We start from the raw sequence: 22408 nt of genomic DNA on the forward strand, positions 1-22408 counted from the left end.
GGACGGTCACATAGGGGGTGCGCCATGGAGGCGCTGCGTCAGGACGATCCACACCGCTTCGGCCCGTACACGGCGCTGGTGCGGCTGCGTGAGACGGCCGCGGCGGTGCAGTACCTCGCGCGCGGGGCGACCCCGCAGGACCTCGCCGTGATCACGGCCGCGCGGCCCGAACTGGCCGCGCTGCCCGCCTTCCGGCGGCACTTCCAGGCGGAGGCCAGGACCGCGGACCGGCTGGCCGGCGGCTGGGTGGCCGCGCAGCTCGGCACCGGCGCGGACGGGGACCAGGACGACGAGCTGCTGTGGACGGCCGCGGAGTACGTGCCGGCGCTGACGCTCGCCGAGGCGATCGAGACCGCCGGGCCGCTCCCGGAGCGGGCCGTGCGGATACTGGGCGCGGGCGTCGCCGAGACCCTCTCCCGGGTGCACGCCACGGGAGCCGTGCTGCAGGGGCTCGCGCCCAGGACGGTGCTGCTGGCGGAGGACGGGCCCCGGCTCACCGCCTTCGGCCCGCTGGGCGCGGCGGCCGACGCCGAGGCGCGGCCGGGCGGACAGCTCTCCGTCCGGCTCGGGTACCTGACCCCGGAGCAGATCGAGGGCGAGGAGGCCGGTCCGGCCTCCGACCTCTTCGTGCTGGGCCTGCTGCTCGCGTACGCGGCGACCGGCAGTACCCCGCTGGCGGACGGCCCCGCGACGGAGGCCGCCGAGCGGATCGCCCACACCGACCCCGAACTGGCCTCCGTGCCGGACGCGTTGCGCGAGCTGATCGGGCGCTGCCTGGCGAAGGACCCGGCGGACCGGCCGACGGCGGGTGCGGTGGCCGCGGAACTGGCCCTGGAGGGCGCCGCCGGCCTCGCGAAGGGCGGGGACTGGCTGCCGGGCACGCTGTCGGCGGCTGTGGCGGAACAGGGCGCGCGGGCGCGGGCGCTGGAGCCGGCGCCCCCCGTCATCGAGGACGCCGTGCCGGTGCCGGACGCGGCGGGGACGGCCGGCCAGGAAGCCCAGGCGGCCCCGGAGGTCCCTGGTGCCCCTGATGCCCCGGAGGTCCCTGATGCTCCGGATGCCCCCGATGCCCCCGATGCCAACGACGTCCCCGCAGCCACCGATGTGCCCGACGTCCAGGACGCCGTGCCGCCGGCGACGACCGCCGGCCACGGGGCCGAGGAGTCCGCCCCCCGCCGGGACACCCGGACCGCGCAGTTCGGCATCATCGACCCCCGTTCCCTGCGGCCCGATCTGGCGACGGCCCAGCTCGCGCTCAACCGCGAGCTGCCCGGCCCCGCCGGACCGCAGGCCGGTCAGGCGCCCCAGCCGCAGCCCCCTCACTCGCCCCAGGCACCCCAGAACCCCCAGCCCCAGCCGTACTCGGGCCCGTCGGCGCCCTTCCCCAACGCGGCTCTCCCGGTGCCCTACACACCCCAGCCCGCGCCCCTCCCCGCTCCCTCGCCGCTCCAGGCCGCTCCCGAGCGCCCGTCGCCCGGCCGCCGGAGCCTGCTGATCGGGGCGGCGGCCGGGGTCGTCGGGCTCCTCGTCGGCGGTGGCGCGGTGGCCGCGCTCGGTTCCGGCGACGACCCGAAGACCACGGACGACGCCAAGCCCGCCCCGAGCAGCAGTGGGGCCGCCGTCGCCGGACTGCCGCCGCAGCCGCGCTGGATCCACGCCCACCCGGCGTCCGAACCGGTCCCGCTGACCGCCGCGCTCTGGAACGACCGGCTGCTGGTGCTCACCGACGCGGCCCACGCCACCGCCATCGACCTGGGCACCGGCCGCCGGGTCTGGCAGAACGCGGACGCCGCCAAGGGACAGGCCGCCCTGCCCGCCGGAAAGGAACTCTGCTTCATCGCCGGCCCGGACGAGTTCCTGTGGCTGTCGGCGAAGGACGGCAAGGTCGCCCACCGCCTGGCGTACGCCGACGGCTTCGACGGCGCTCCGGGCCTGAAGGTGCGCACGCTCGTCGGCGCGTCGGGACCGACCGTCTGGCTCACCGGCTCCACCCGGTCCACCGTTAAGGCCCCCAAGCCCAAGAAGGGCAAGAAGCGCGGCAAGGACAAGGTGGTCGTCAAGTCCTACCTGTTCGGGTACGACATCGAGCAGCGCAAGGAGCTGTGGCGCACGGCGGTACCCACCGGTCGCGGCCCGGCGGCGCCGGTGTACCGGCTGATCGCGGCGGGGCCGGACAACATCGTCGTACGCCAGGACCACCTGTCGCTCACCCCGGCGGACGTGAAGGCCGCCAAGGGCAAGGGGATCTTCCGCAGCTTCGACCGGAAGACCGGGAAGTCCAGGTGGACCGAGGCGTTCGGCGGTGTCACCCCCGACGCGGCGGCCGTGGGCGACGAGGACGGCGTGCTGTACGCGGCGGTCGGGGACGATCTCCGCGCCTTCGGCTTGTCCGACCGCAAGCCCAGGTGGACCCTCAACGGCGCCGGCGGCACCCGGTTCGGGACCCCGGTCGAGGCCGGCAAGCTGCTGCACACCACCAACAGCAAGCTGGAGGTGGGGGCGGTCGACCGGGAGACGGGCCGGCTGCGCTGGCAGCGGTCGACGGAGGGTACTGGCCCCGGCCGGGCGCCCACCGTCACCGTCAGCGGCGGCGGGGCGACACTGTTCGCCGCGACCTCCGGACAGGTCACCGCGTTCGCGGCGGCCGACGGGCGGCGGCTGTGGAAGTTCCAGGACATCGGGGACCAGGACCCGAAGGGCGCCACGGTCAACGCCGCGTACCAGGTACTGCCCTACGGGAAGACCGCGGTCGTCCGGCGCGGCCGGGCGGTCTACGCGTTCCCGGTCGACTGACCGCAGAGCCGGAAGGCGGCACGCGACCGCCGCCTTCCGGGGGACCGGGCCGCCGCCACGCGCCCCGGTCCTTGAATCACCTGACGGCAGGTGAGCGTATAGAGGCATTGCGCTCACTTATGGGGTAGTCCGACGATTCACCCCGCTATCGGAGGTGATGTCGTGCCGGGCAGTGTTCTGCGCTCCGTCTGCACGGCGGCGCTCGCGGCCGTCGTCGTGACCTCACCGGCCGCCGCGGTGGCCGCCCCCTCCCCCTCCCCGGCGGCCGACCCGGCGGGCGGCGCCTCCCCGGAAGCGGCTGAACCGGGCACCGGTGCCGCCGCGCTGCTGGTGGAGCTGCAGAAGCTGTACCAGCAGGCCGAGGAGGCCACCGAGACGTACAACGGGACGGCGGCCGAGCTGAAGAAGCGGACCGCGGAGGCGAAGAAGCTGGACGCCGCCCTCGTCACCGCCCGCCTGTCGCTGTCACGCGGCCGCGACGCCGCGGGGCGCCTGGCCCGCGAGCAGTACCAGGGCCGCTCCGACTTCTCCTCGTACCTGCGGCTGCTGCTGTCCCGCGACCCCGCGCAGGCCCTGGACCAGGGGCAGGTCATCCAGCGGCTGGCCGCCGGGCGGGTGGCGGCCGTGAAGCGGCTCACCGGGGCGGAGAAGCGCGCCGACGAGCTGGCGAAGGAATCCCGCAAGGTGCTCGACCGGCAACAGGTGCTGGCCGCGCGGCAGAAGAAGGAACGCGACTCGGTGCGCGGCCGCCTCAAGGAGGTCGAGGCCATGCTCGCCACGCTCTCGGCGGACCAGCTCACCGAACTGTCGGGCCTTGAGGCGCAGGGCACCGCGAAGGCCCAGGAGAAGCTGGTCACCTCGGGCGCCCTGTCCTCGGCCCGGCCGCCGTCCGAGGAGGGCGGCGAGGCGGTCCGGTACGCGGTCCGGCAGATCGGCAAGCCGTACGTGTGGGGCGCCGAGGGGCCCTCTTCGTTCGACTGCTCCGGGCTCACCTCACAGGCCTGGGCGAGCGCCGGCCGCACCATTCCGCGTACGTCGCAGGAGCAGTGGCGCCGGCTCCGGAAGGTGCCGGTGAGCGCCCTGCGCCCGGGTGACCTGGTGATCTACTTCCCGAAGGCCACGCATGTGGCGCTGTACATCGGCAACGGTCTTGTGGTGCAGGCGCCCCGGCCGGGCTCCGTGGTGAAGGTCTCGCCGCTGGCGTCGAATCCGCTGCTGGGCGCGGTCCGGCCGGACCCGGAGGGCACCCCGCTGGCCTCGTACAAGGCGCCGGAGCTGCCCCGCGGGGCGTCCGGGGGCTCCGACGAGGGGTACAGCGTCTCCACGGCCCCCACCGGATGACAGCGCACCATGAAGGCCACCACCGTGACCGACTCCCAGGGACACGTCGCGGGAGGTGGCCTCAGGTGATCTTGCAGGCTGCCAGGCCCGCTTTCGCCCGCGCGTATTCGAAGATGTGTGCTTCGGCGCCGGAGACGGCGAGCGCGGCCAGGAACTGTTCACGTCCCTCGTGGAAGAGGCCGGCGGTGGCGTACGTCTGGCCGAGTCTGCAGCGGATGTCCATCTCCATTCGGTCGTAATGCGGTTCCTTCAAGGGGTCGATTCGTTCGTGGAGGGCGAGTGCTTCGTGGTGATGGGACAAGGCCTTGTCCAGGTCAGTGGTCTCTTGTGCGGTTCCGAGCCGCGTCAGCAGGAGTGCCTGTTGGAGGGTGTACGCACTCTGTACGACCAGGTCGAGGGCGCGGCGGAACATTCCGTACGCCTCGCGGTGGCGACCTTGGCTGAGGTGGACGTCCCCGATGCCGAGCAGGGCCTGGCACAGCAGGTTGGGTCTGCCGCTGGTCTCGGCGTGGGTGTAAGCCAGGCCCAGGCAGTCGAGCGCGGCTTCGATGCGTCCCTGGTAGTGGTGGACCGAGCCGAGCAGGTTGAGCGCCATGCCGGTGAGCCAGTTGTCACCCTGCTCTTCGGCAAGGTTCAGGGCCGTGGTCAGTTGAGGCATGGCGTCCTCTCCCCGGCCCAGGCTGAAGGCGACGGCTCCCAGCCCGGTCAGAGCACGAGCCTCTTCGCGTGGTTCGTTGTTCCGACGGCTGAGTTCCAGGGCCTTGGTGAACCAGGTGTGTCCTTCCGCCAGTCGGCCCTGGTAGAAATCGACCATTCCCCTGTCGCTCCGTAGAGCGGGAGCCATCCGCCGATCGGTCGCTTCGCCGACGCAGGCGAGCGCCGTCTCGAGGGTGACTGTGCACTCGTGATAGCGGCCTCGGCGCAGGAAGTAGTCGGTCAGTGCCTCGGCGATCCAGCCGGCGTAGTCGGCTTCGCCCAGCGCGGCGGCGTGAGCGACGACGTCGGGCAGGTCGGTGCCTGCCGCATCCAGCCAGCGCTCGGCGTGTTGCCAGTCGGAGAACGGAGTACCGGTGGGCTGTGGACCGGTGGGAAATCCGCTGGGGCCCCAGTCGCTGGCAAGACGGCCCGCGTCCAGGTAGAGGCGGAACAGGGCGGTGCGTGCCGCAGGATGTTCCTCGGGAGTGGCCTCGGCAAGGCGGCGGGCGTGTGCCCGGACCAGGTCGTGGAAGCGGTAGCGGCCCGGCCTGGGCTGCTGAAGGAGACTGACGTCGACGAGGCCTTCCAGGATGGTCTCCGCCTCGGCGTGCGAACAGCCCAGCATGGCCGCTGAGGCGAGCCTGTCGACCTCGGTCGTCGGTGCGAGTCCCAGGACCCGGAATCCGTGCTGAAGCCGTTCAGGAAGCTGATCGTAGGAGAGACGGAAGGCTGCTTCGACGCTGCGCTCCCCTACGCTCAGTTCTGCGAGCCGGTGCTCCTCCCCGGTCATCCGTTCCACCAGGAAAGCGGGTGTCCACGTGGGCCGGGTCTGTAGTCGTGCCCCGACGATCCGCAGTGCCAGCGGCAGGCCGTCGCAGAGCCGGGCCAGTTCGCGCATGGCCTCCGGCTCGGTGTCCGCGCGCTCCTCTCCGACCATGTGCCGCAGCAGCGACACCGCACCGTCGGCTTCAAGAGGTTCCAAGGTGATTCTGAGGTCGGCGTCGAGCTCGACCAGGCGACGGCGGCTGGTGATCAGTACCCGGCTGCCCGGCCCGGCCGGAAGGAGCGGGACAGCCTGTCGTGCGCTCGCGACGTCGTCCAGTACCAGCAGCAGTTGCAGCGAGCTTGTGGCGGCGCGCCACGCCGCTGTGAGCTCGTCGAGGTCACTCATTGCTTCGCTGTTGGGCTCGCCGAGGGACCGAAGGAACCTGCGCAGGACCCGTTGCGGGGCGAGGCTCCGCTGCTCCTCGCTGTGTGCCCGCAGGTCCGCGTGGAGGCTTCCGTCCGGGTAGTGGTCGCTCAGTTGGCGGGCCGCTTGGAGCACGAGTGTCGTCTTGCCGACGCCTGCGGTTCCGTCGACAGTCGTGAGGGACACCGCGTCACTCGGGGCCGGTGCGGTGAGAAGGCTCAGTTCGTGTGCGCGTCCGCTGATCTTTCCTACGCTGCCGGGCAGGTCCTTCACCACGCGGCGGCCACGGGCCGGGCGGGTCGCGTTGCCGAGGAGGAACGCGTCGTCACGTCGGAGAACCGCCTCGTGGACGCGCTGCAGTTGTCTGCCGGGGTCGACCCCCAGTTCGTCGGCGAGTCTTGCGCGCATGGCGGCGAAGGCTTTCAGCGCTTCGCCCTGCCGTTCGACTGTGTACAGGGCTCGCATACGCAAGCCCAGCAGTGGTTCGTTGAGAGGGTCGGCGGCCGTGAGCGCGGCCAGTTCATCGAGGGTGTCGCCGGCGCGCCCGAGCCCGATCAGGCACTCAAGCCTTCCGGTCTGGAGCGCGACGCGGCGTTCCGTCAGCCGCTGCCTCTCGGCCTGGGCGCATGGGCCGGGCAGTCCGGTCAGAGGCTCTCCCCGGAACAGGGCGAGTGCTGCGGCGAACCTGTCAGTGGCGGTGGCCAGGTCGCCCGAGTCCTTGGCCCGGCGTGCCGCCTGGGCATGCGTCTCGAGTTCGACGGTGTCCAGTTCGAGGCCTTCGGGCACAAGGCGGTATCCGCCGCCACCGCCGCGGATCACCGAATTCTCCGGCTTGGTCCCTTTCGGGTCGAGCGCTTTGCGCAACGCGAAGACGTAGCTGGCAAGTACCCGGTGGCCGGATTGCGGTAAGCGGGTCCCCCACACGTCGTCAAGCAACTGCTCGTAGCCGACCGGTCCGTTCCGGTGTAAAGCCAGTGCCACCAGCACGGCCTGCCGACGTGCCGGGGCGATGTCCACCGCCGTCGCACCGCGGCGTGCTCGGACCGGGCCCAGTATCTCGATCCGGAGCGGCTCCGGCACCCCGCCGCCCGCCGCAGTCCTCAGGCTTCCCTGCACTGCCACCTCGCACATCATCAAAATTTCATCGGCGCTGAAACGCCTGCGGTCATGGTTGACGGGACCGTGCGGGGCCCCGGGTGAAGTCTCCCGCGGGCAGAAGAGTTCGGTGCGGCGTCCCTCGGCCGTTTCGGGCGGGGCGGGAAGTCATGAGATGGCCTTCCGTCCGCATCCGGCGTCGGGGGGATGTCCTCAAGGACCCGGACCCGTTCTCGGACCATGCCGTCCGGGTTGTGCCGCTCGGCCCGTCCGCGTCGCACGGTCTCACTGCGGCTGTACACGGGCTCCCTGTTTCACATGAGGGTAGCGCTGCGGTGATCGCAGTGGGTGCACAAGCGGGGCAAGCCCGTTACGTCGGCGGCAGGTTGACCACATGCGGTCACCTCGGCGCGACGTGCGGAACGAGCGAGGGGCAGGTCGGCGTGGCGGACGTCAAGGGTGTGCTGCCGTCGTCCACCACGTCGGCCGACGGATCCGGCTCGATGGTCCCAGGGGCGCCCCGATCACGTGGGGACCCGATGAATCTGCCACGAGTCACAGAAGCGTGAGGGACATCCATGAGCCTCCGGACGCCGAGGAATCCGGACGCCGTGCTTGCGAGCCAGTAAGGGAGTGCCGTGACCGACGAGCAGAACGCAGCGCACGAGACGCAGGACGGGTACGGAGCACCGCCACCACCAGAGACGCCGGGAACCAACGCGGCGGTCCGGGGCCGCACGGACGGGAGGATCTCCCGTCGACGCCGTCGGACATACCTCATCGGCGCGGGCGTTCTCCTTCTCGCGCTCATGGCCGGAACGGCCGTCGGTCTCGCCGCCCAAGACGACGAGGCCGAGGACAGAGGAGACCGCAATCCGTTTGACCGGGCAGTGGCGAGCCTGGCCGAGGCCAAGGGCGTCCGTTACCAGGAAGCGGCCATCGGCGGCTACAGCGAGCGGGACATCACGGTGACCGCGTCGGGCAAGAAATTCGGCAGCGCCGGATTCGGCGAGAAGCTGAGCAGCCTGGAGGACGACGTCCTCCAGATCGCGCAGAAGACCTACACCCGGGCGAAGAAGGCCCCCGACTACGAGAAGGACGCGCTGCCCCCAGCCGAGCAGAACGGGCCGGGGCGCTGGGAGGTCGGTGATTCGACCATCGACGAGACCCTCGACAAGTACGTCTCCCCCAAGCTGCTGGCGGCGCAACTGGCCCGTTCGCTTGGCAAGGTTGAGCAGTTCCCAACTGTCAAAACGCCACCCCGCACCGTGGCGGGGGTACCGGCCCTGGCCGTCGATACCTCGGTCGGACGGCTCGTCGTCTCCAAGGCCGCGCCCTATCGCGTCCTGCGCATTGAGCCGTACAAGTTCAGCGAGATCACGGACCGGCTCAAGAAGGACTACGAGAAGGGAACGGTTCCCTCGATGCCTCCCCAAATTGACGGGGGCCCCCTCCAGGGAGACGAGACCATCTCCGAGGGGCTGGGGCTGACCCCTCTCGCCGGCCCCCAGGCGGATGCGATGTACGACCGGCTGGAGGGGTACGTCGCCAAGCTCGGCAACGCGGTGGACCCAAGCGTCGACTTCACCCTCAAGACCGCCGGTGATCTGGACTGCGGGCCCGGCGGCTGCTCCGTCCGGGAGAGCTTCGCCGGCAAGATCGTCCCCCGCAAAAAGGGGGAGCGCATCACGACCAACCAGGTCACGGCCGTACTGACAGCGACCGTGACCATCAACGGCAAGAGCGCGGGCCGGTGCACGAGCCCCCCGACGGTCGTGCGCTTCGCCGGCAACGTCTCGAACGGGAATCTCTCCTGCCACGTGCCGGAGGCCGGTCCGCTCTACTCCGCGGAACTGGCACGCCGCAAATCCGAGGCCGAACGGCAGGCCAATGCTATGGGCCGCTCCGTCGACTACGGAGTATCGATGCGCGCCTGGGCCGAGATCGACGCACAAGCCGTCGCGGCCGGCCGGGCACAAGAACTCATCGACGAAGTACGCGGTGAACGCGGAAAGTCCTCGTGAGCGCGACCAACTCCGTCCTGCCGGGACATTCTCCTGTGCACACCAGCACACCAGCACACGGCATCCGGCGCGGAATTCCGAACCACCGTACGGATGGCCCCGGCGCTTCAAAGCGCGGCATCACAAAGGCCGGGCCGCGAACTCTCTTCGCGGGTCTCCGCGACACACGTCGGGAGCAGGCGTGAATGCGCGTACCGGCGTGAAAGGGAAGTGTGAGAGGAAGTCATGACCGACCCGAAGCCGACCAGCGGGCAGCAGCCGCCCCCGCGCGGATCCGCAGCGGACGAACCGAGCACGCTTCCCTCCCCTGACGACACGCCACCGTGTCCGGACCGTTCACTGCCGCCCGGCACTCCGTGGAAGACGCGACTCCAGATCCTGACCGGATCCCGGTCGGCGTTGTTGTTCGGCATTGCTGGTGCAGTCGTTGTGGCAATGGTGGCGGGGCTCCTGACTCTGACGTCCTCGTCCGCCGACTCGGACGCGGCACAAACAACTCAGCGGAACCTCAAGCCGTTCAGGGAAGCCGTCGATGACCTGGCCAAAGCCCCTGGCCTGCGCTACAAGGACACCTCGGCTTCCGGTACCACCCAGAACGAGATCAGCGTCACGGCAAACGGCAGCCAGTTCGGAACCGCGTCCTCCGGACGGAACGCCCCCGTCCGGGACGTGCTGCGCATCGGCGGCAAGGCGTTCACGCGGGAGCATGTAGCCCCTGCCCCCGGACAGGACCCGACGGCGGGCGGGAAGACGCAGCCGAGCGAGTGGGCCGCAGGGATGGACGACGGCTCCAAGCTCCTGGACAAGACGCTCGCCCGCGCCATCGCCCCCTCAGGTCTGGCAGCCGTGCTGACGAAGGCCCTGACCGGCCTGGAAAAATCTCCTGCCTCAGCGGACGGGGCAAGGGCGTCGAGCCCGTACGGGCAGCAGCCACTGAGCGTGAACGGAACGCCCGCCCTCGGCGTCGACACCTCCGCCGGTCGGCTGCTCGTGACAAAGAACAAGCCGCACCGGGTGCTTCGGCTGGAGGCGCACGACCCCCGTGAAAGTATCTCCGCCCAGGGGGAACAGGCCCCGAACGGCGAGACACCGACAGCTCCCCCCACGGTGACCACCGGTCCACTGGTGTCCGGCGACGCAGAGGGAATGGAAGTTATCCCGGTGCTCGCCGATGCCGCCGACAAAATGTTCGACACTCTGGTCGAATACGCCGGCCAGCTCAAGGACGCGACCGACAGAGGCATCGCCTTCTCCCTCGACGGCGCGGGCGAGATGAACTGCACCTCGTCGGGCTGTACCACCACCCAGAGCTTCACCGGCGTGGTCACCTCCACCGCCCGGAAGGAACGCGTCACCAAAGGCGAGGTCACCGCCACGATGAACGCGAACTTCACCATCGACGGCAAGCCCGCCGGCCAGTGCACCAGCGCCCAGCGCACCTTCCCCGTCCGGGGCAATACCGTCTCGGGCACCCTGAAGTGCTCCGACCCGGGAGCCGGACCGCTCTACGCCTCGGTCGCGGCCCGGGTCCAAGCACAGGCCAAAGCCGATGCCCAGACCTGTGGCTGCCAGGTCCGCCTCACCTACCCCCTCCGCGCCAAGACCCTGATCAACGCCCGCGCGCTGGCCGAGGTCGAGGCGCAGAAGCTCGCCGACCAGGCAAAGTCGGAACGGGACCTCGCGGCCTGCGCCAAGCCGCACAGCTTCCCGTCCGGCACCCAGGTACTGCTGGCGAACGGCGCCACCCGCGCCATCGAGGACATTCGCATCGGAGACCGGGTCGTCGCCAGCGAACCGCGGACGGGGCTGACCGCTGCACGACCGGTGACCAACACCTTCACCACCGAGGACGACGAGAACTTCACCCGGCTCACGATCACCACCGAGCAGGGCCCGGCCACCGTCACAGCAACCGACAACCACCCATTCTGGCTTGAGGACGACCAGCGGTGGAAGAACGCCGGTGCACTTCGGATCGGTGACGAACTGCGCACCCCGGACGGCGTCAGCGTGCCCGTGACCGAGGTCCGTAACCAGCAGGGACCGCAACGCACTCATGACCTCACCGTCAAAGGCCTGCACACGTACTATGTGCTGGCGGGGCAGACGCCGGTTCTGGTTCACAATTCCAACTGTCCGCTGACTGGCGGGTTCAAGGCGGGTGTCAGCCCGGACGAGATCGCCGATATTAACCGCGGTTTCGGTGGGGAGACGTTGTTGAGCGGATCGCCAGCAAACACCCTGGCTAATGCCAGTCGCTATAACAGCTTCTGGGATAAGTCGGCGGTTGTGATCCGGGATATTGCGGGAAGCCACATGTTCAACAACGGAAATAAGCGAACTGCTCAGGCTACCGTTGAGCAGTTGATGCAACGGAACGGCGTCACGAGCGGTCCCACTTCCGCTGACCTCCGAAGTGTCATCGACAGGGTAGGCAAAGGTCAGCTGCATGACGTCAGTGACATCTCAGCAGCCTTGAGAGGCTATTGATGGGAGTAAGAGTGATGGATATCGAGCAGCTCATGGACAAGTTGGGCCGCTCTGGCGTCACTGTCATCCTTAAGATGGATGATGAGAGGATGGCGGAAGGTGGGGAGCCTTGGACGTTGGTAATGTCGGGGCCGGGGCTAGGTGAGCAGGGATTTATCCGTGCCGAATCTTCCAGCCTCAATGACTGCCTGGAGCAGGGGTTCGTACGGCTGCGTGCCAGGCCTGGCGACTGGGAATGGCTGACTGAAATCTAGTAGTCATCGAAATGAGGCCCTCCCGAGAATTTCGGGAGGGCCTCATGCCGTTTGACGGCAACGGTGACGGCAACGTCAGCGGACGACGGCTGCGGCGGGCGGGTCTTCCGGGGCGTCGGTCTGGCTGAGGATGCCTCCGAGGGTGTCGATGGCCTGGCGCTGGAGCCGGAGGCGTACCTGGGCGTAGACGCCGGCGGTGACGCCGATGTGGGCGTGGCCCGCGCGGGCAGCGCCTCCCGGACTCGGAAGAGGAAGAGGTGGACGAGGGTGCATGACTCTACGGACACCGACGCACCGGTCCGCGACGCCGCGCGGGGGCGCTACCGCTTCCGCGAGTACCACGTGACCACCGTCCCCGACCCCCTGGCTCTGCCGGCCTTCACGGCGCTCTGCGTCACCGGCGAGGAACGCAGCTGCGGCGCCACATCCGGCACCCTGCACACCCCGGACGAGCTGACCCGCTGGATCGCCGGACACTGCGCCCAGACCGGCCACCAGCACTACGAGCAGACCGTCCGCGCCATGCTCCGTGCCGAGCCCGGAGAATGGCAGTAAAGTCCCCCTGCGCCGACATCCCGCCAGCGGTAGCACCACCGTACGCGCCGCGCCGCTGACGGCAGTAGAGACGGCAACACCCACGGATTCCCCCGCACAACTACGGACACCAGCGGAACCCGAAACCACCGCCGATCTGCGAATACGCAGATAGAGCGGGGTCGCGTAGCACACGTACTATGTACTGGCTGGGCAGACACTGGTCCTGGTTCACAACAGCAACTGTGGTGGGCGCTGGAAATTGGGCGAAGATTATTCCAAGCCCAATAAGAATGGCGTCGCACCGTCCATGTCCACCATGCGTAAGCGGTTTTGGAAGAACGAAGCAGCGGAGCCGGGCGCCGCAGACCAATATGGTGCCGCGAACACCGGTCGCATGAAGCGCGGAATGGCGCCACAGCGGCAGCGTCCAGACGGATCGTGGGAATCAATGGAGCTGAGCCATGAACCTATTCCCGAGCGGGATGGCGGTATGTTGATAACGCCACGATGGCCAGAGGATAATGTCCTCATGGATCCAGGCGGACACCGTAGGCTGCCGCCCGGTTACTAGCGCTGCGAACGGGCGTGCGACGCTGGGGCCCTCTGGCCCCGCCGCCGAAGCGTGAAGCTGAAGTCGGGACGCTCTAGGAGGATTCAGGTGAGCATAAGCGGGTCTCAGGCAGCGGCCTTCTTCCGTGAGATCGCTCAGACTCGTACCGTTTGGTGGGTTCGAGACGACGACGGCAGTCCGACCCCGGTCTCAAGTTCTGGGCAACCAGCTTTCCCCTACTGGTCGTCAGAGGCCCGTGCGCTGCGCGCCACTCAGCTATGGGGTCCCCAATTTCGAGCTGTTTCAATGCCGCTGGATCATTGGCAAAGCGCGGCTTTGCCAGATCTAGTCAAGGACGACTTCCGGGTGGGGATCAACTGGAGTGGACAGCGCCTAACTGGATGGGACTTCACTGTTGGTGAAGTAGTCAATCGTCTCATTCACGCGCTCGGCGAGCCACCATACGGCCGGTAGATTCGGCCGAGAGGCCCCACCGGAGTCTGCTTCCGGTGGGGCCTCTCGGGTGTCTGACGGCAGTACCTGTCGGCAACGTCAGCGGACGGGGGTTGCGCAGGGGGATGGTTCGCCTCCGTCGTCGGGCTTACCGGTGGTCTCGGCGTTATTGCGAAGGGCGTGGCCGAGGAGGCCGATGCATCGCGCCTCGGATCCGCAAGGATCCCTGATCCGTTCGCCCTGCTCTCCGGACCGGCTGTGGGCCGCCGGGGGACGGCCCACAGCCGGCAATGTTCACCCATTCTGACCGTTACTTCACAGGTCAGGCGATGGGTCAGGCCCCGGACACCGAGGCGAGGTAGGCGTTCGTCTTCTCCGGCTCGAAGAAGAAGTTGTCGAAGTCCGCCGGGTCGTTGAACCCGTTGGCGAAGCGGTCCGCGACCGGCTGGAGCTGGCCGCCGGCGCCGATCAGGTTCAGCACGTGCTCCGGCGGGACGCCGAGCATCGCGTTGGTCCACCTCACGACGTGCTGGGCGGTGTCCCAGTAGCGGTCGAACGTGGACTGCATCCACTCCGCGTCGAACTCGCGGTCGCCGCGCTCGATGATCGAGTCCAGGTAGGCGTTCGCGCACTTGGACGCCGAGTTGGAACCCTGGCCGGTGATCGGGTCGTTGGCGACGACCACGTCCGCGACGCCGAGCACCAGGCCGCCGCCGGGCAGCCGGCCGATCGGCTTGCGGACGGTCGGCGCGTAGCGGCCGGCCAGGGTGCCGTTGGCGTCGGTCAGTTCGACCTTCGTGGCGCGGGCGTACTCCCACGGGGTGAACCGCTCCATCAGCTCCAGCGTCTTGGCCAGGTGCTCCGAGGGGTCCTTGATGCCCTGGAAGACGTCGAGCGGTCCGCCCGGCACGCCCTCCCAGAAGAGGATGTCGGCGCGGCCGGACGTGGTCAGGGTCGGCATCACGAACAGCTCGCCGACGCCCGGGACCAGGTTGCAGCGGACCGCGTCGAACTCGGGGTGCTCGGGGCGCGGTCCCATGCCGTGGACGTACGCGACGGCCAGGGCGCGCTGCGGGGCGTCGAACGGGGAGCGGGACGCGTCCCGGCCGAACATGGAGACCAGCTCGCCCTTGCCCGCCGAGACCATCACCAGGTCGTAGGTGCGAGAGAAGTAGTCCAGGTCCGAGACGGCCGCGCCGTGGATGACGAGCTGTCCGCCGCGCTGGGCGAAGGTGTCCATCCAGCCGGCCATCTTCACGCGCTGGTCCACGGACTGGGCGAAGCCGTCCAGCTTGCCGACCCAGTCGACGGCGCGCGAGGAGTCGGGCGCGGCGACCGAGACACCGAGGCCCTCGATGCGCGGGGCCTGGGACTCCCAGAAGTTGAGCTGGTAGTCCCGCTCGTGCTGGAGCGCGGTGTGGAACATGCACTGCGTCGACATGACCCGCCCCGAACGGATCTCGTCGGCGGTGCGGTTGGACATGAGGGTGACTTCGTACCCTCTGGACTGCAGTCCCAGGGCGAGCTGGAGCCCGGACTGGCCGGCTCCGACTATGAGTATCTTCCGCATCGCGGTTCTCCGTTGTGTGTGACGTGCGAGCTATTCGGGGGACACCTCGAGGGCGTGGCCCACCAGGGCCAGCAGGGCCTCGACGACGTTGATCTTGTTTCGCGCGTCCATGATCACAACAGGTACGTGCGGAGGTACGGTCAGGGCCTCCCTGACGTCCTCGGCCTCGAACCCGGGGGTGCCCTCGAAGTGGTTGACGGCCACGATGTAGGGCAGCCCGCAGCTCTCGAAGTAGTCGAGGGCCGGGAAGCAGTCGGCGAGCCTGCGGGTGTCGGCCATCACGACCGCGCCGATCGCGCCGCGCACCAGGTCGTCCCACATGAACCAGAAGCGCTGCTGGCCCGGGGTGCCGAAGACGTACAGCACGAGGTCGTCGCCGAGCGTGAGACGGCCGAAGTCCATCGCGACGGTCGTGGTGACCTTGTCGGGCGTGGCGCTGAGGTCGTCGGTCTCCTCGCTGGCCTGGGTCATCATCGCTTCGGTCTTCAGCGGGGTGATCTCGGAGACCGAGCCCACGAAGGTGGTCTTGCCCACGCCGAAGCCGCCCGCGACCACTATCTTCGTGGCGACCGGGGCCCTGGTGTGGTCCAGCTGCCAGGCCTGCAGACCTTCGTCGGCCCGGTTCTCCGGCCCCGGCTGACGCGGGGCGAACAGCGGCGACTCAGAGACGACGGAGTCCATTGAGCACCCTTTCGAGCAGTGCGCGGTCGGGCTGGCCGGCGCCGTGGCCGGTCCCGTACACGCGGATCTTTCCCTGGTCGGCCAAGTCGCTGAGCAGTACCCGGACCACACCGAGCGGCATCTTCAGCAGCGCGGAGACCTCCGCGACAGTACGCATCCGGCGGCAGAGCTCGACGATGGCCCGGAGCTCCGGCATGACGCGCGAGGCGAGGTTGCCGTTGGTCAGTTCGCGTCGCTCGTCGGGCGCTTCGAGCGCGGCCACGAACGTCTCGACGAGCAGGAGGTGGCCGAACCGGGTGCGGCCACCGGTCAGCGAGTACGGGCGGACCCGGGCGGGGCGTCTGTCGGCCCCCCGGACGGGCAGCCTGCGGGCGGGTTCGGCGGCGGGGGTCACTGGGCGCTCTCCATCGATTTGCGCAGCTCACTGCGGAGTTCGGGGGTGAGTACGTGGCCGGCCCGGCCGACGAAGAGCGCCATGTGGTAGGCGATGACGCTCATGTCGCAGTCGGGGGTGGCGTGCACCCCGAGCAGCGAGCCGTCGCTGATCGACATGACGAAGACGCTGCCTTCCTCCATGGCGACCATGGTCTGCTTGACGCCGCCGCCCTCCATCAGCTTCGCGGCGCCGATGGTGAGGCTGCCGATACCGGAGACGATGGTCGCCAGGTCGGCGCTGGAGCCGCGGGGGCCGTCCTGCTTGCCTGCCGCCTGGGCGGCCTGGTGGCCGGGGTCGGAGGAGAGCAGCATCAGGCCGTCCGACGAGACGACGGTGACCGAGTGGACCCCTGGCACCTCCTCCACCAGATTGCTCAGCAACCACTGAAGGTTCCGGGCCTCGGTACTCAGCCCGAACGTGCTGGGCGCAGTCAACTGCGTGCCTCCTCGACTGTGTCCCCCGTCTCGTCGGTTCGACCGTCGGTACGGTCGGCCGCCTCAGTGTGGCCTGTACGTGCGGTGCGACCGGCCGGTACGGCCGTCCCCGGCGTGGCGGAACCGGAGATCTCCGCCTCGACGTCCCTGCGGCCGTCCTTCGCGCCCTGGTGGAAGCCGCCCAGCCGGCGGCGCAGGGCGTCCTTGTCCACGCTGCCCCTGCGGTCGGCGGCGGGGGCGGCTGCGGGCGCGACGACCTTGGGGGTGCGCTTGGGCAGCCCCTTGTCGGTGACCGGGTCGGGCTCCGGCCGGCGCGGGCCGGGCACGGCGTCGGCAACGGCGGTGGGCGCCGGGGTGTTCTCCGGCTGCGGGCCCTCGTCGGCGGCGCGCTCGTGGGCGTCGGGGCCGATGGCGTAGGGGCCGGACGCGAGCGCGGGCTCGGGGCCGTCCCCGAAGGCCGGGGCGTGGGTGAACTCGGGTACGTCGTCGAACTCGGGCACCCTGGGGAGCCGGACCTGCATCGTGGTCTCGGACTCGGACTCGGACTCGGACTCGGACTCCGGCGGCTGCCCGGCCCCGGTCTCCGGGGCGGGGGCGGGGGCGGGGGCGGGCTGCGGCACGGGAGCGGGCTGCGGCCGGGGTGCGGGCTGCGGCCGGGGTGCGGGCTGCGGCTGGGGTGCGGGCTGCGGCTGGGGTGCGGCCACGGTCTGCTCCGGCGCGGGCTCCGGCCCGGTTTCGGCCACGGCCTCGGACTCGGCGATCGTCTGTTCGGCCGCCGCGATCAGCGGGTCGCCGGGCAGCGCCGGGGTGCGGCTCGGCAGTGCGTTGGAGTTGGCCTCCGCGACCGAGCCCGGCAGGTTCAGCGTGGGCGCGTCGCCGGGCGCGGTGACCGGCGGCGGTGTGGCGGCCGGCGGCGTCTTCGGCAGCAGGGCCGTGGGCAGTACGACGACCGCCGCCACCCCGTTGCCCTTCTGCTCGCGCAGCTGGACCCGCACGGCGTGGCGCGCGGCCAGCAGCGAGGTCACCTGGAGGCCGAGGCCGGCTCCGTCCGCGTTCTGTTCGCCCGCCTCGAAGAGCGACGGGTCGGCCAGCCGGGTGTTGAGCTCGCCCATCCGCACGGCCGACATGCCGATGCCCTCGTCCTGCACGGAGAGCATCACCTCGCCGCTCTCCAGCAGCCAGCCGGAGAGCTGGACCTGGGAGTCGGGCGGCGAGAACGAGGTGGCGTTCTCCAGGAGTTCCGCGACCAGGTGGCTGAGGTCGTCGGCGGCGAATCCGGCGATCTGGGCGTGCGGCGGCAGGGACTGGATGGTGACCCGCTCGTACCGCTCGATCTCGCTGACCGCCGCGCGCAACACGTCGACCAGCGGGATCGGGCCCGGATGCGTGTGCCCGTGCTCGGCGCCCGCGAGGACCAGCATGTTCTCGCTGTGGCGGCGCATGACCGTGGCCATGTGGTCGAGCTTGAAGAGGGTGGCGAGCCGGTCCGGGTCCTGCTCGCGCTCCTCCATCGACTCGACGACCCCGAGCTGGCGCTCGACGAGGCCGAGGTTGCGCAGCGAGAGGTTGACGAAGGTGTGGTGGACGGTGTTCTTCAGCTTCTCCAGCTGGGCGGTCAGGTCGGCGGTGTGGACCTGGAGTTCGGCGCGCTGGATGGTGAGCGCCTCGCGGCCGGCGATCAGCTCGGCGCGCTCGCTCTCCAGCTTCCCGAACCGCCCGTTGAACTCGTGGAGCAGTCCGTGCAGCCTGCCGTGCAGGGCGTTGATGGACCGGACGACCTGGGCGAACTCGTCGTTGCGGCCGGTGTAGCGGACCGGTTCGGCGGTCTCGGGCTCCGCCGCCAGGCGGGCGGCGCCGATCCGCAGCACGGCGAGCGGCTGGGTGAGGGTGCGGGCCACGGCGGTGGAGACACCGACGGCGATCAGGAAGCAGCCGCCGAGCAGCGCGATGCGCAGTTCGAGTGCGGTGACGTCGTCGTCGCGCAGCTGCTCAAGCCGCTGGACCTGGGCGGTGCCGAGCGCCGACTCGACGCTGCGCATCCGGTCGATCCGGGCGGAGAGCGCCGCCCCGGCCTTCTTGCTGTCGGTCTTCCGGTCGGAGTCGGAGAGCTCGGGACGGTCGGTGAGCTCGGCGAGGTACTTCTCCGCGTTGTTGACCTCGGGGCCGGTGACGGTGGACGCGAGCTTGTCGCGGGCGGTGGCGCCGGCCGCCTGGTCGAAGTCGGCCAGCGAGGAGAGCTCCCCGACCCTGGCCTGCTGGGCGGCGGCGCTCAGCTCGTCACGGGTGCGGTCGTCCTTCGTCTCGCCCTCGTCCTGGGTCTGGACGGGCAGCCCGGTGAACGGGTCGGTCTGCGTCACCGGTTCCGTGCGGGGAACGGCGAGCGCGGCGAGGAGCAGGCCCCGGGTGGCCGAGGCGTGTTCGGTGGCCTGGCCGAGGGCGAGCGGGGCGCGGCCGGGACCGGCGGCTCGCGGCGGGGTCTTCTCCGCGAGTTCGTCGGCGAGACCGTGGAGCTTGGCGATGACCTCGGAGTACGACTGATGGGCCTCCAGCGCCGAGCCCTTGCCGCTGATGGCGTCGCGGCGCAGCGAGGGGATGGTGGAGAGGTCGCGGCGCAGGACGTCGGGGGCCGCGTCGCGGATCTCGTCGACCTGCTGGTCCACCCGGGCGCTCCGGCTCCCGGCGGTGCCGGTCGTGCCGGGCTTGCCCTCCCGGCCGGCCGCGATGTACGCGGTGACCTCGTCGCGCTCGTCGGCGAGGGAGTGCGCCAGCGCGATGGCCTGCTGGTTCAGCTCCGCGAGAGTGACCAGCCGCTGTGAGTCGTTCAGATCGGACGAGGCGCCGAGGGCGGCCGGGGCCCCCGCGGCTATGACGGTGATCCCGACGACCGCGACTCCCGCGACCAGCCGACTGCGTACGCGCACGGTGCGCCCGCCTTCGGCCGGCGCCGAAGACGCCACCTCGGAACCGCTGTTGTTGCCGCCCTTGCTCCGAGGCCGCTTCTTCTGCACCGGTGCTCGCAATCTTGACTCGTCCGCCCTTGAAGCAGAGGTGACGCACGGCCACATGAACGAGCGCCCCGCCCCCTGGTACGGCTTCTGACCATTCCAGTGCTTTTGAGAGGGGGGCGCGCATCAACCGCTCCGCCACTCGAACGAGTGAACAGCAATCAAGAGTTGCCGAACAACTCTCCCCACGGGGCCTCAGCGGCACACCTGGACGCCTGGCTGGAACTTCCGGGCAGGCTTTGGCAGGATGCCCGCCCGCACCCTTGGCGGAGGGTTTACCTCCGCTCCAGCCGCCCGCCTGACCTGGTAGTACGAGTCGGCCCGGGTCCGTGCGCGCTTCGTGAAGGCGTCGTGCAGACTGACCGGATGCGTATGGAGCTCGCCACCGCCGCCGGCATTCCCGGGCGCTCGAACGAGGACTGGGCGGCCACCGTGCTGCCCGCCTCCGGCCAGGGCGGAGGGCTCGTCCTGCTCGACGGGGTCACCCCGCCCCCGGGCGACGACGGTTGTGTGCACTCGGTGCCGTGGTTCACCGCCCGGCTGGGCGGCGCACTGGTCGAACTGTCGGGTTCACGACGGGATCTGACCCTGCGGGAGATCCTGGCGGAGTCCATCCGGCGCACCGCCGACACACACCGCCCCCAGTGTGACCTTTCTCACGTACGCACACCACAGGCAACCGTCGTCATGGTGCGTTGGGACTCGACCGGGATCGAACACCTGGTCCTGTCCGATTCCGTGCTGCTTCTCGAATCGCCCGACGGGACGGTGCGCGCCCTGCTGGACGACCGGCTCGACCGGCTGCCGCCCGGCTCGCTCGCCTCCGACGCGATCGCCGACGCGCAGGTCCGGAACAAGGAGGGCGGCTTCTTCACCGCCGCCGCCGATCCGGCCGTCGCACAGCGTGCGGTGACGGGGCATACGCCCCGCGCCGAGGTCCGGGCGGTGGCCGCGATGACGGACGGCGCGAGCCGCTGGACGGAGATGTTCGGCGAGGGCGACTGGACGGCCTGCCTCGGGGTGCTGCGCAAGGAGGGGCCCCAGGGGCTGATCGACCGGGTGCGGGCCCTGGAGGACGCGGACACGGACCGTACGCGGCTGCGGCGGAGCAAGACGCACGACGACGCGACGGCGGTCTACGCGGAGCTGTGAGCCGGCCCGGAGCGCTTCCGTGAGGACGCGACACGGCCGGCGGACCGCCCTCAGTCCTCCGCGCGCGCGTTCAAGTGATGCAGCAGCCGGGCCAGTTCCGCGACCTCGGCCCGGTCCCAGTCCGCGAGCTTGCGCACGTACTGGTCCCGGCGGGCGTCGCGGACGCGCCGGAAGCGGTCGAGGCCCTCGTCGGTGAGGCGGACGAGGAAGGCCCGGCCGTCGGCCGGGTCGGGCTCGCGCGCCACCAGTCCGAGGCCTTCGAGGGCGCGCAGTTGACGGCTCATGGTGGCCTTGCCGACCCCGAAGTACGAGGCGAGGTCCGTGGCCCGCTGTCGTCCCGCCGACTCCAGGCGCACGAAGAGTCCGTAGGCGGCGGCCTCCAGCTCCGGGTGGACCTCGCGCGCCATCTCGCCCGAATTCGCCCGCGCCCGGCGCAGGAACACCGCCAACTCGAGCTCCAGGGCCAGGAATTCGTGGTCCACACCACTCGCCCCGGCTGCGCCGGGTTCACTCCCTCTTTCGCTCCCGTGCACGTCAACACCCCTCATGAGCTTTCCTGCCGCTGAAAGTTTCTTTCACCGCTGGTCATCGCCGCAGCTCCGTCAGTATTTCGCAGGAGTAGACCAACGGCACCGCCCTGGCCCTCTTCCGCCGCACGGGTCTACGTGCGTAGCGTCATGCATGGCATGTTCACACCATGACGTGCCACCAGGGGTGCGCCCACCGGTCCCTGAGTCAGCAGATCCCCCCACTGAGGCCTCGGAGGCACGCAATGCCCGTGCACAGATCCGGCTCAATGACCACCCGCCGCTCGCGCTTCGCAGCCGCGGGAACTCTGCTCGCAGCACTCTCCCTCCTCATCACCCTGCCGGGTGCCGCGGGCGCCGCGGGCAACCCGGCCACCGGTGACCCCACGAAGCCCGCCCGGGGCTCGGCCACCATGGGCATGGGCGTCGCCGCCCACGACGGCCGGGGCGGACTGCCGGCCGGCACCCGAGCCGTCCAGACCGAGGGCGTGGACGTCAGCGGCCACCAGAACGCCGTGAACTGGGCCGCCCTCTGGAGCAGCGGCGTCAAGTGGGCCTACGTCAAGGCCAGCGAGGGCACGTACTACACGAACGAGGACTTCGCCCAGCAGTACAACGGTTCGTACAACGTCGGCATGATCCGGGGCTCGTACCACTTCGCCACTCCGGACACGACGAGCGGCGCCGTCCAGGCCAACTACTTCGTGGACCACGGCGGCGGCTGGTCCAAGGACGGCCGGACACTGCCGGGCGCCCTCGACATCGAGTGGAACCCGTACGGCGACCAGTGCTACGGCAAGACCCCGGCGGCGATGGTCTCCTGGATCCGCGACTTCGTGAACACCTACAAGGCGCGCACCGGACGCGACGCGGTCATCTACACCGCGACGAGCTGGTGGCAGACCTGCACGGGCAACAACGCGGGCTTCGGCACCACCAACCCGCTCTGGGTGGCCCGTTACAACACCACGGTCGGCGCGCTCCCGGCCGGCTGGGGCTTCTACACGATGTGGCAGTACACCTCGACCGGCCCCACCGTCGGCGACCACAGCCACTTCAACGGCGCCCTCGACCGCGTACAGGCACTGGCCAACGGCTGAGCCACCACGCGCCGGTCTCCACCCGGCGCACCCTCCCCGCAGGAGAACCCGGCGACGCACCGCGTCGCCGGGTTCCTGCGG

At 70.2% G+C, this 22408-nt stretch carries 17 protein-coding genes; 9 read left to right on the forward strand and 8 right to left on the reverse strand.

Going from position 1 to position 22408, the window contains the following annotated elements; translation table 11 throughout:
* The first annotated feature begins 24 nt into the window (after positions 1–24).
* Together EDD93_RS02310 and EDD93_RS02315 are read left to right on the forward strand one after the other, a co-directional pair.
* The gene (locus EDD93_RS02310) at positions 25–2793 is read left to right on the forward strand and encodes a PQQ-binding-like beta-propeller repeat protein (RefSeq protein WP_123523570.1); all 2769 of its coding nucleotides are present in this window, start codon (positions 25–27) and stop codon (positions 2791–2793) included.
* A 162-nt stretch (positions 2794–2955) separates the two neighbouring features.
* On the forward strand, positions 2956–4134 hold the full coding sequence (locus tag EDD93_RS02315; protein WP_123523571.1) for a C40 family peptidase: 1179 nt from the start codon (positions 2956–2958) through the stop codon (positions 4132–4134).
* 61 nt (positions 4135–4195) lie between these two features.
* Here EDD93_RS02315 and EDD93_RS02320 read toward each other — a convergent pair whose 3' ends face one another.
* Entirely contained in the window at positions 4196–7141 is a 2946-nt protein-coding gene (locus EDD93_RS02320) for a BTAD domain-containing putative transcriptional regulator (RefSeq protein ID WP_260255592.1), read from the reverse strand.
* 611 nt (positions 7142–7752) lie between these two features.
* On the opposite strand from EDD93_RS02320, the gene EDD93_RS02325 reads away from it, so the two are divergent.
* The 3 genes from EDD93_RS02325 (at position 7753) to EDD93_RS02335 (ending at position 11882) form a co-directional block, all read left to right on the forward strand.
* Positions 7753–9138, forward strand: coding sequence for a hypothetical protein (locus EDD93_RS02325; protein WP_148083832.1), 1386 nt, complete (start codon positions 7753–7755; stop codon positions 9136–9138).
* 225 nt (positions 9139–9363) lie between these two features.
* Positions 9364–11628 (forward strand): polymorphic toxin-type HINT domain-containing protein, encoded by a 2265-nt coding sequence (locus tag EDD93_RS02330; RefSeq protein WP_123523573.1) that lies wholly within the window; start codon positions 9364–9366, stop codon positions 11626–11628.
* A 14-nt stretch (positions 11629–11642) separates the two neighbouring features.
* Positions 11643–11882 (forward strand): hypothetical protein, encoded by a 240-nt coding sequence (locus tag EDD93_RS02335; protein WP_260255593.1) that lies wholly within the window; start codon positions 11643–11645, stop codon positions 11880–11882.
* Between the two features lie 75 nt (positions 11883–11957).
* On the opposite strand, the gene EDD93_RS02340 is transcribed toward EDD93_RS02335, so the two are convergent.
* Positions 11958–12155 carry an integrase gene (locus EDD93_RS02340; protein ID WP_123523575.1) on the reverse strand — a complete coding sequence of 66 codons (198 nt, stop codon included), beginning with the start codon at positions 12153–12155 and terminating at the stop codon, positions 11958–11960.
* Here EDD93_RS02340 and EDD93_RS02345 point away from each other — a divergent pair.
* Both EDD93_RS02345 and EDD93_RS02355 read left to right on the forward strand, forming a co-directional pair.
* Positions 12150–12437, forward strand: coding sequence for a hypothetical protein (locus EDD93_RS02345; RefSeq protein WP_123523576.1), 288 nt, complete (start codon positions 12150–12152; stop codon positions 12435–12437). The two genes, EDD93_RS02340 and EDD93_RS02345, sit on opposite strands and share 6 nt — an antisense overlap.
* Before the next feature lie 640 nt (positions 12438–13077).
* Positions 13078–13443, forward strand: a complete 366-nt coding sequence (locus EDD93_RS02355; protein WP_123523577.1) for a DUF2750 domain-containing protein — start codon at positions 13078–13080, stop codon at positions 13441–13443.
* A 313-nt stretch (positions 13444–13756) separates the two neighbouring features.
* Here the strand turns inward: EDD93_RS02355 and EDD93_RS02365 are convergent, their stop codons facing one another.
* The 5 genes from EDD93_RS02365 to EDD93_RS02385 are packed head-to-tail and all read right to left on the reverse strand — an operon-like array spanning position 13757 to position 19551.
* Entirely contained in the window at positions 13757–14992 is a 1236-nt protein-coding gene (locus EDD93_RS02365; RefSeq protein WP_123523579.1) for a styrene monooxygenase/indole monooxygenase family protein, read from the reverse strand.
* A 30-nt stretch (positions 14993–15022) separates the two neighbouring features.
* Positions 15023–15673, reverse strand: coding sequence for an ATP/GTP-binding protein (locus EDD93_RS02370; protein WP_123523580.1), 651 nt, complete (start codon positions 15671–15673; stop codon positions 15023–15025).
* Positions 15654–16067, reverse strand: a complete 414-nt coding sequence (locus tag EDD93_RS02375; protein ID WP_123523581.1) for a DUF742 domain-containing protein — start codon at positions 16065–16067, stop codon at positions 15654–15656. Before EDD93_RS02375 ends, EDD93_RS02370 begins: the two co-directional genes overlap by 20 nt.
* Positions 16064–16543: a roadblock/LC7 domain-containing protein gene (locus EDD93_RS02380; RefSeq protein WP_123523582.1), complete on the reverse strand. Its 480-nt coding sequence runs from the start codon at positions 16541–16543 to the stop codon at positions 16064–16066. The genes EDD93_RS02375 and EDD93_RS02380 overlap by 4 nt, the downstream gene beginning before the upstream one ends.
* A complete protein-coding gene (locus EDD93_RS02385) occupies positions 16540–19551 on the reverse strand; it encodes a nitrate- and nitrite sensing domain-containing protein (protein ID WP_123523583.1) in 3012 nt (1003 codons plus the stop codon). The genes EDD93_RS02380 and EDD93_RS02385 overlap by 4 nt, the downstream gene beginning before the upstream one ends.
* 363 nt (positions 19552–19914) lie before the next feature.
* Here EDD93_RS02385 and EDD93_RS02390 point away from each other — a divergent pair, with 363 nt between their 5' ends.
* Positions 19915–20700: a protein phosphatase 2C domain-containing protein gene (locus EDD93_RS02390; RefSeq protein WP_123527547.1), complete on the forward strand. Its 786-nt coding sequence runs from the start codon at positions 19915–19917 to the stop codon at positions 20698–20700.
* Positions 20701–20750: 50 nt separating this feature from the next.
* Here the strand turns inward: EDD93_RS02390 and EDD93_RS02395 are convergent, their stop codons facing one another.
* Positions 20751–21248, reverse strand: coding sequence for a MarR family winged helix-turn-helix transcriptional regulator (locus EDD93_RS02395; protein WP_185092192.1), 498 nt, complete (start codon positions 21246–21248; stop codon positions 20751–20753).
* 224 nt (positions 21249–21472) lie between these two features.
* On the opposite strand from EDD93_RS02395, the gene EDD93_RS02400 reads away from it, so the two are divergent.
* A complete protein-coding gene (locus EDD93_RS02400; RefSeq protein WP_123523585.1) occupies positions 21473–22327 on the forward strand; it encodes a lysozyme in 855 nt (284 codons plus the stop codon).
* The last annotated feature ends 81 nt before the right edge of the window (positions 22328–22408 follow it).

The sequence above is a fragment of the Streptomyces sp. 840.1 genome, assembly GCF_003751445.1.
Taxonomy (GTDB): Bacteria; Actinomycetota; Actinomycetes; order Streptomycetales; family Streptomycetaceae; genus Streptomyces.

Bases quoted from the DNA above. Each gene is read 5' to 3' on its own strand.
- EDD93_RS02310 (WP_123523570.1), top strand. From the start codon at position 25: ATGGAGGCGCTGCGTCAGGACGATCCACACCGCTTCGGCCCGTACACG.
- EDD93_RS02330 (WP_123523573.1), top strand. From the start codon at position 9,364: ATGACCGACCCGAAGCCGACCAGCGGGCAGCAGCCGCCCCCGCGCGGA.
- EDD93_RS02335 (WP_260255593.1), top strand. From the start codon at position 11,643: ATGGATATCGAGCAGCTCATGGACAAGTTGGGCCGCTCTGGCGTCACT.
- EDD93_RS02340 (WP_123523575.1), bottom strand. From the start codon at position 12,155: ATGCACCCTCGTCCACCTCTTCCTCTTCCGAGTCCGGGAGGCGCTGCC.
- EDD93_RS02365 (WP_123523579.1), bottom strand. From the start codon at position 14,992: ATGCGGAAGATACTCATAGTCGGAGCCGGCCAGTCCGGGCTCCAGCTC.
- EDD93_RS02370 (WP_123523580.1), bottom strand. From the start codon at position 15,673: ATGGACTCCGTCGTCTCTGAGTCGCCGCTGTTCGCCCCGCGTCAGCCG.
- EDD93_RS02390 (WP_123527547.1), top strand. From the start codon at position 19,915: ATGCGTATGGAGCTCGCCACCGCCGCCGGCATTCCCGGGCGCTCGAAC.
- EDD93_RS02395 (WP_185092192.1), bottom strand. From the start codon at position 21,248: ATGAGGGGTGTTGACGTGCACGGGAGCGAAAGAGGGAGTGAACCCGGC.
- EDD93_RS02400 (WP_123523585.1), top strand. From the start codon at position 21,473: ATGCCCGTGCACAGATCCGGCTCAATGACCACCCGCCGCTCGCGCTTC.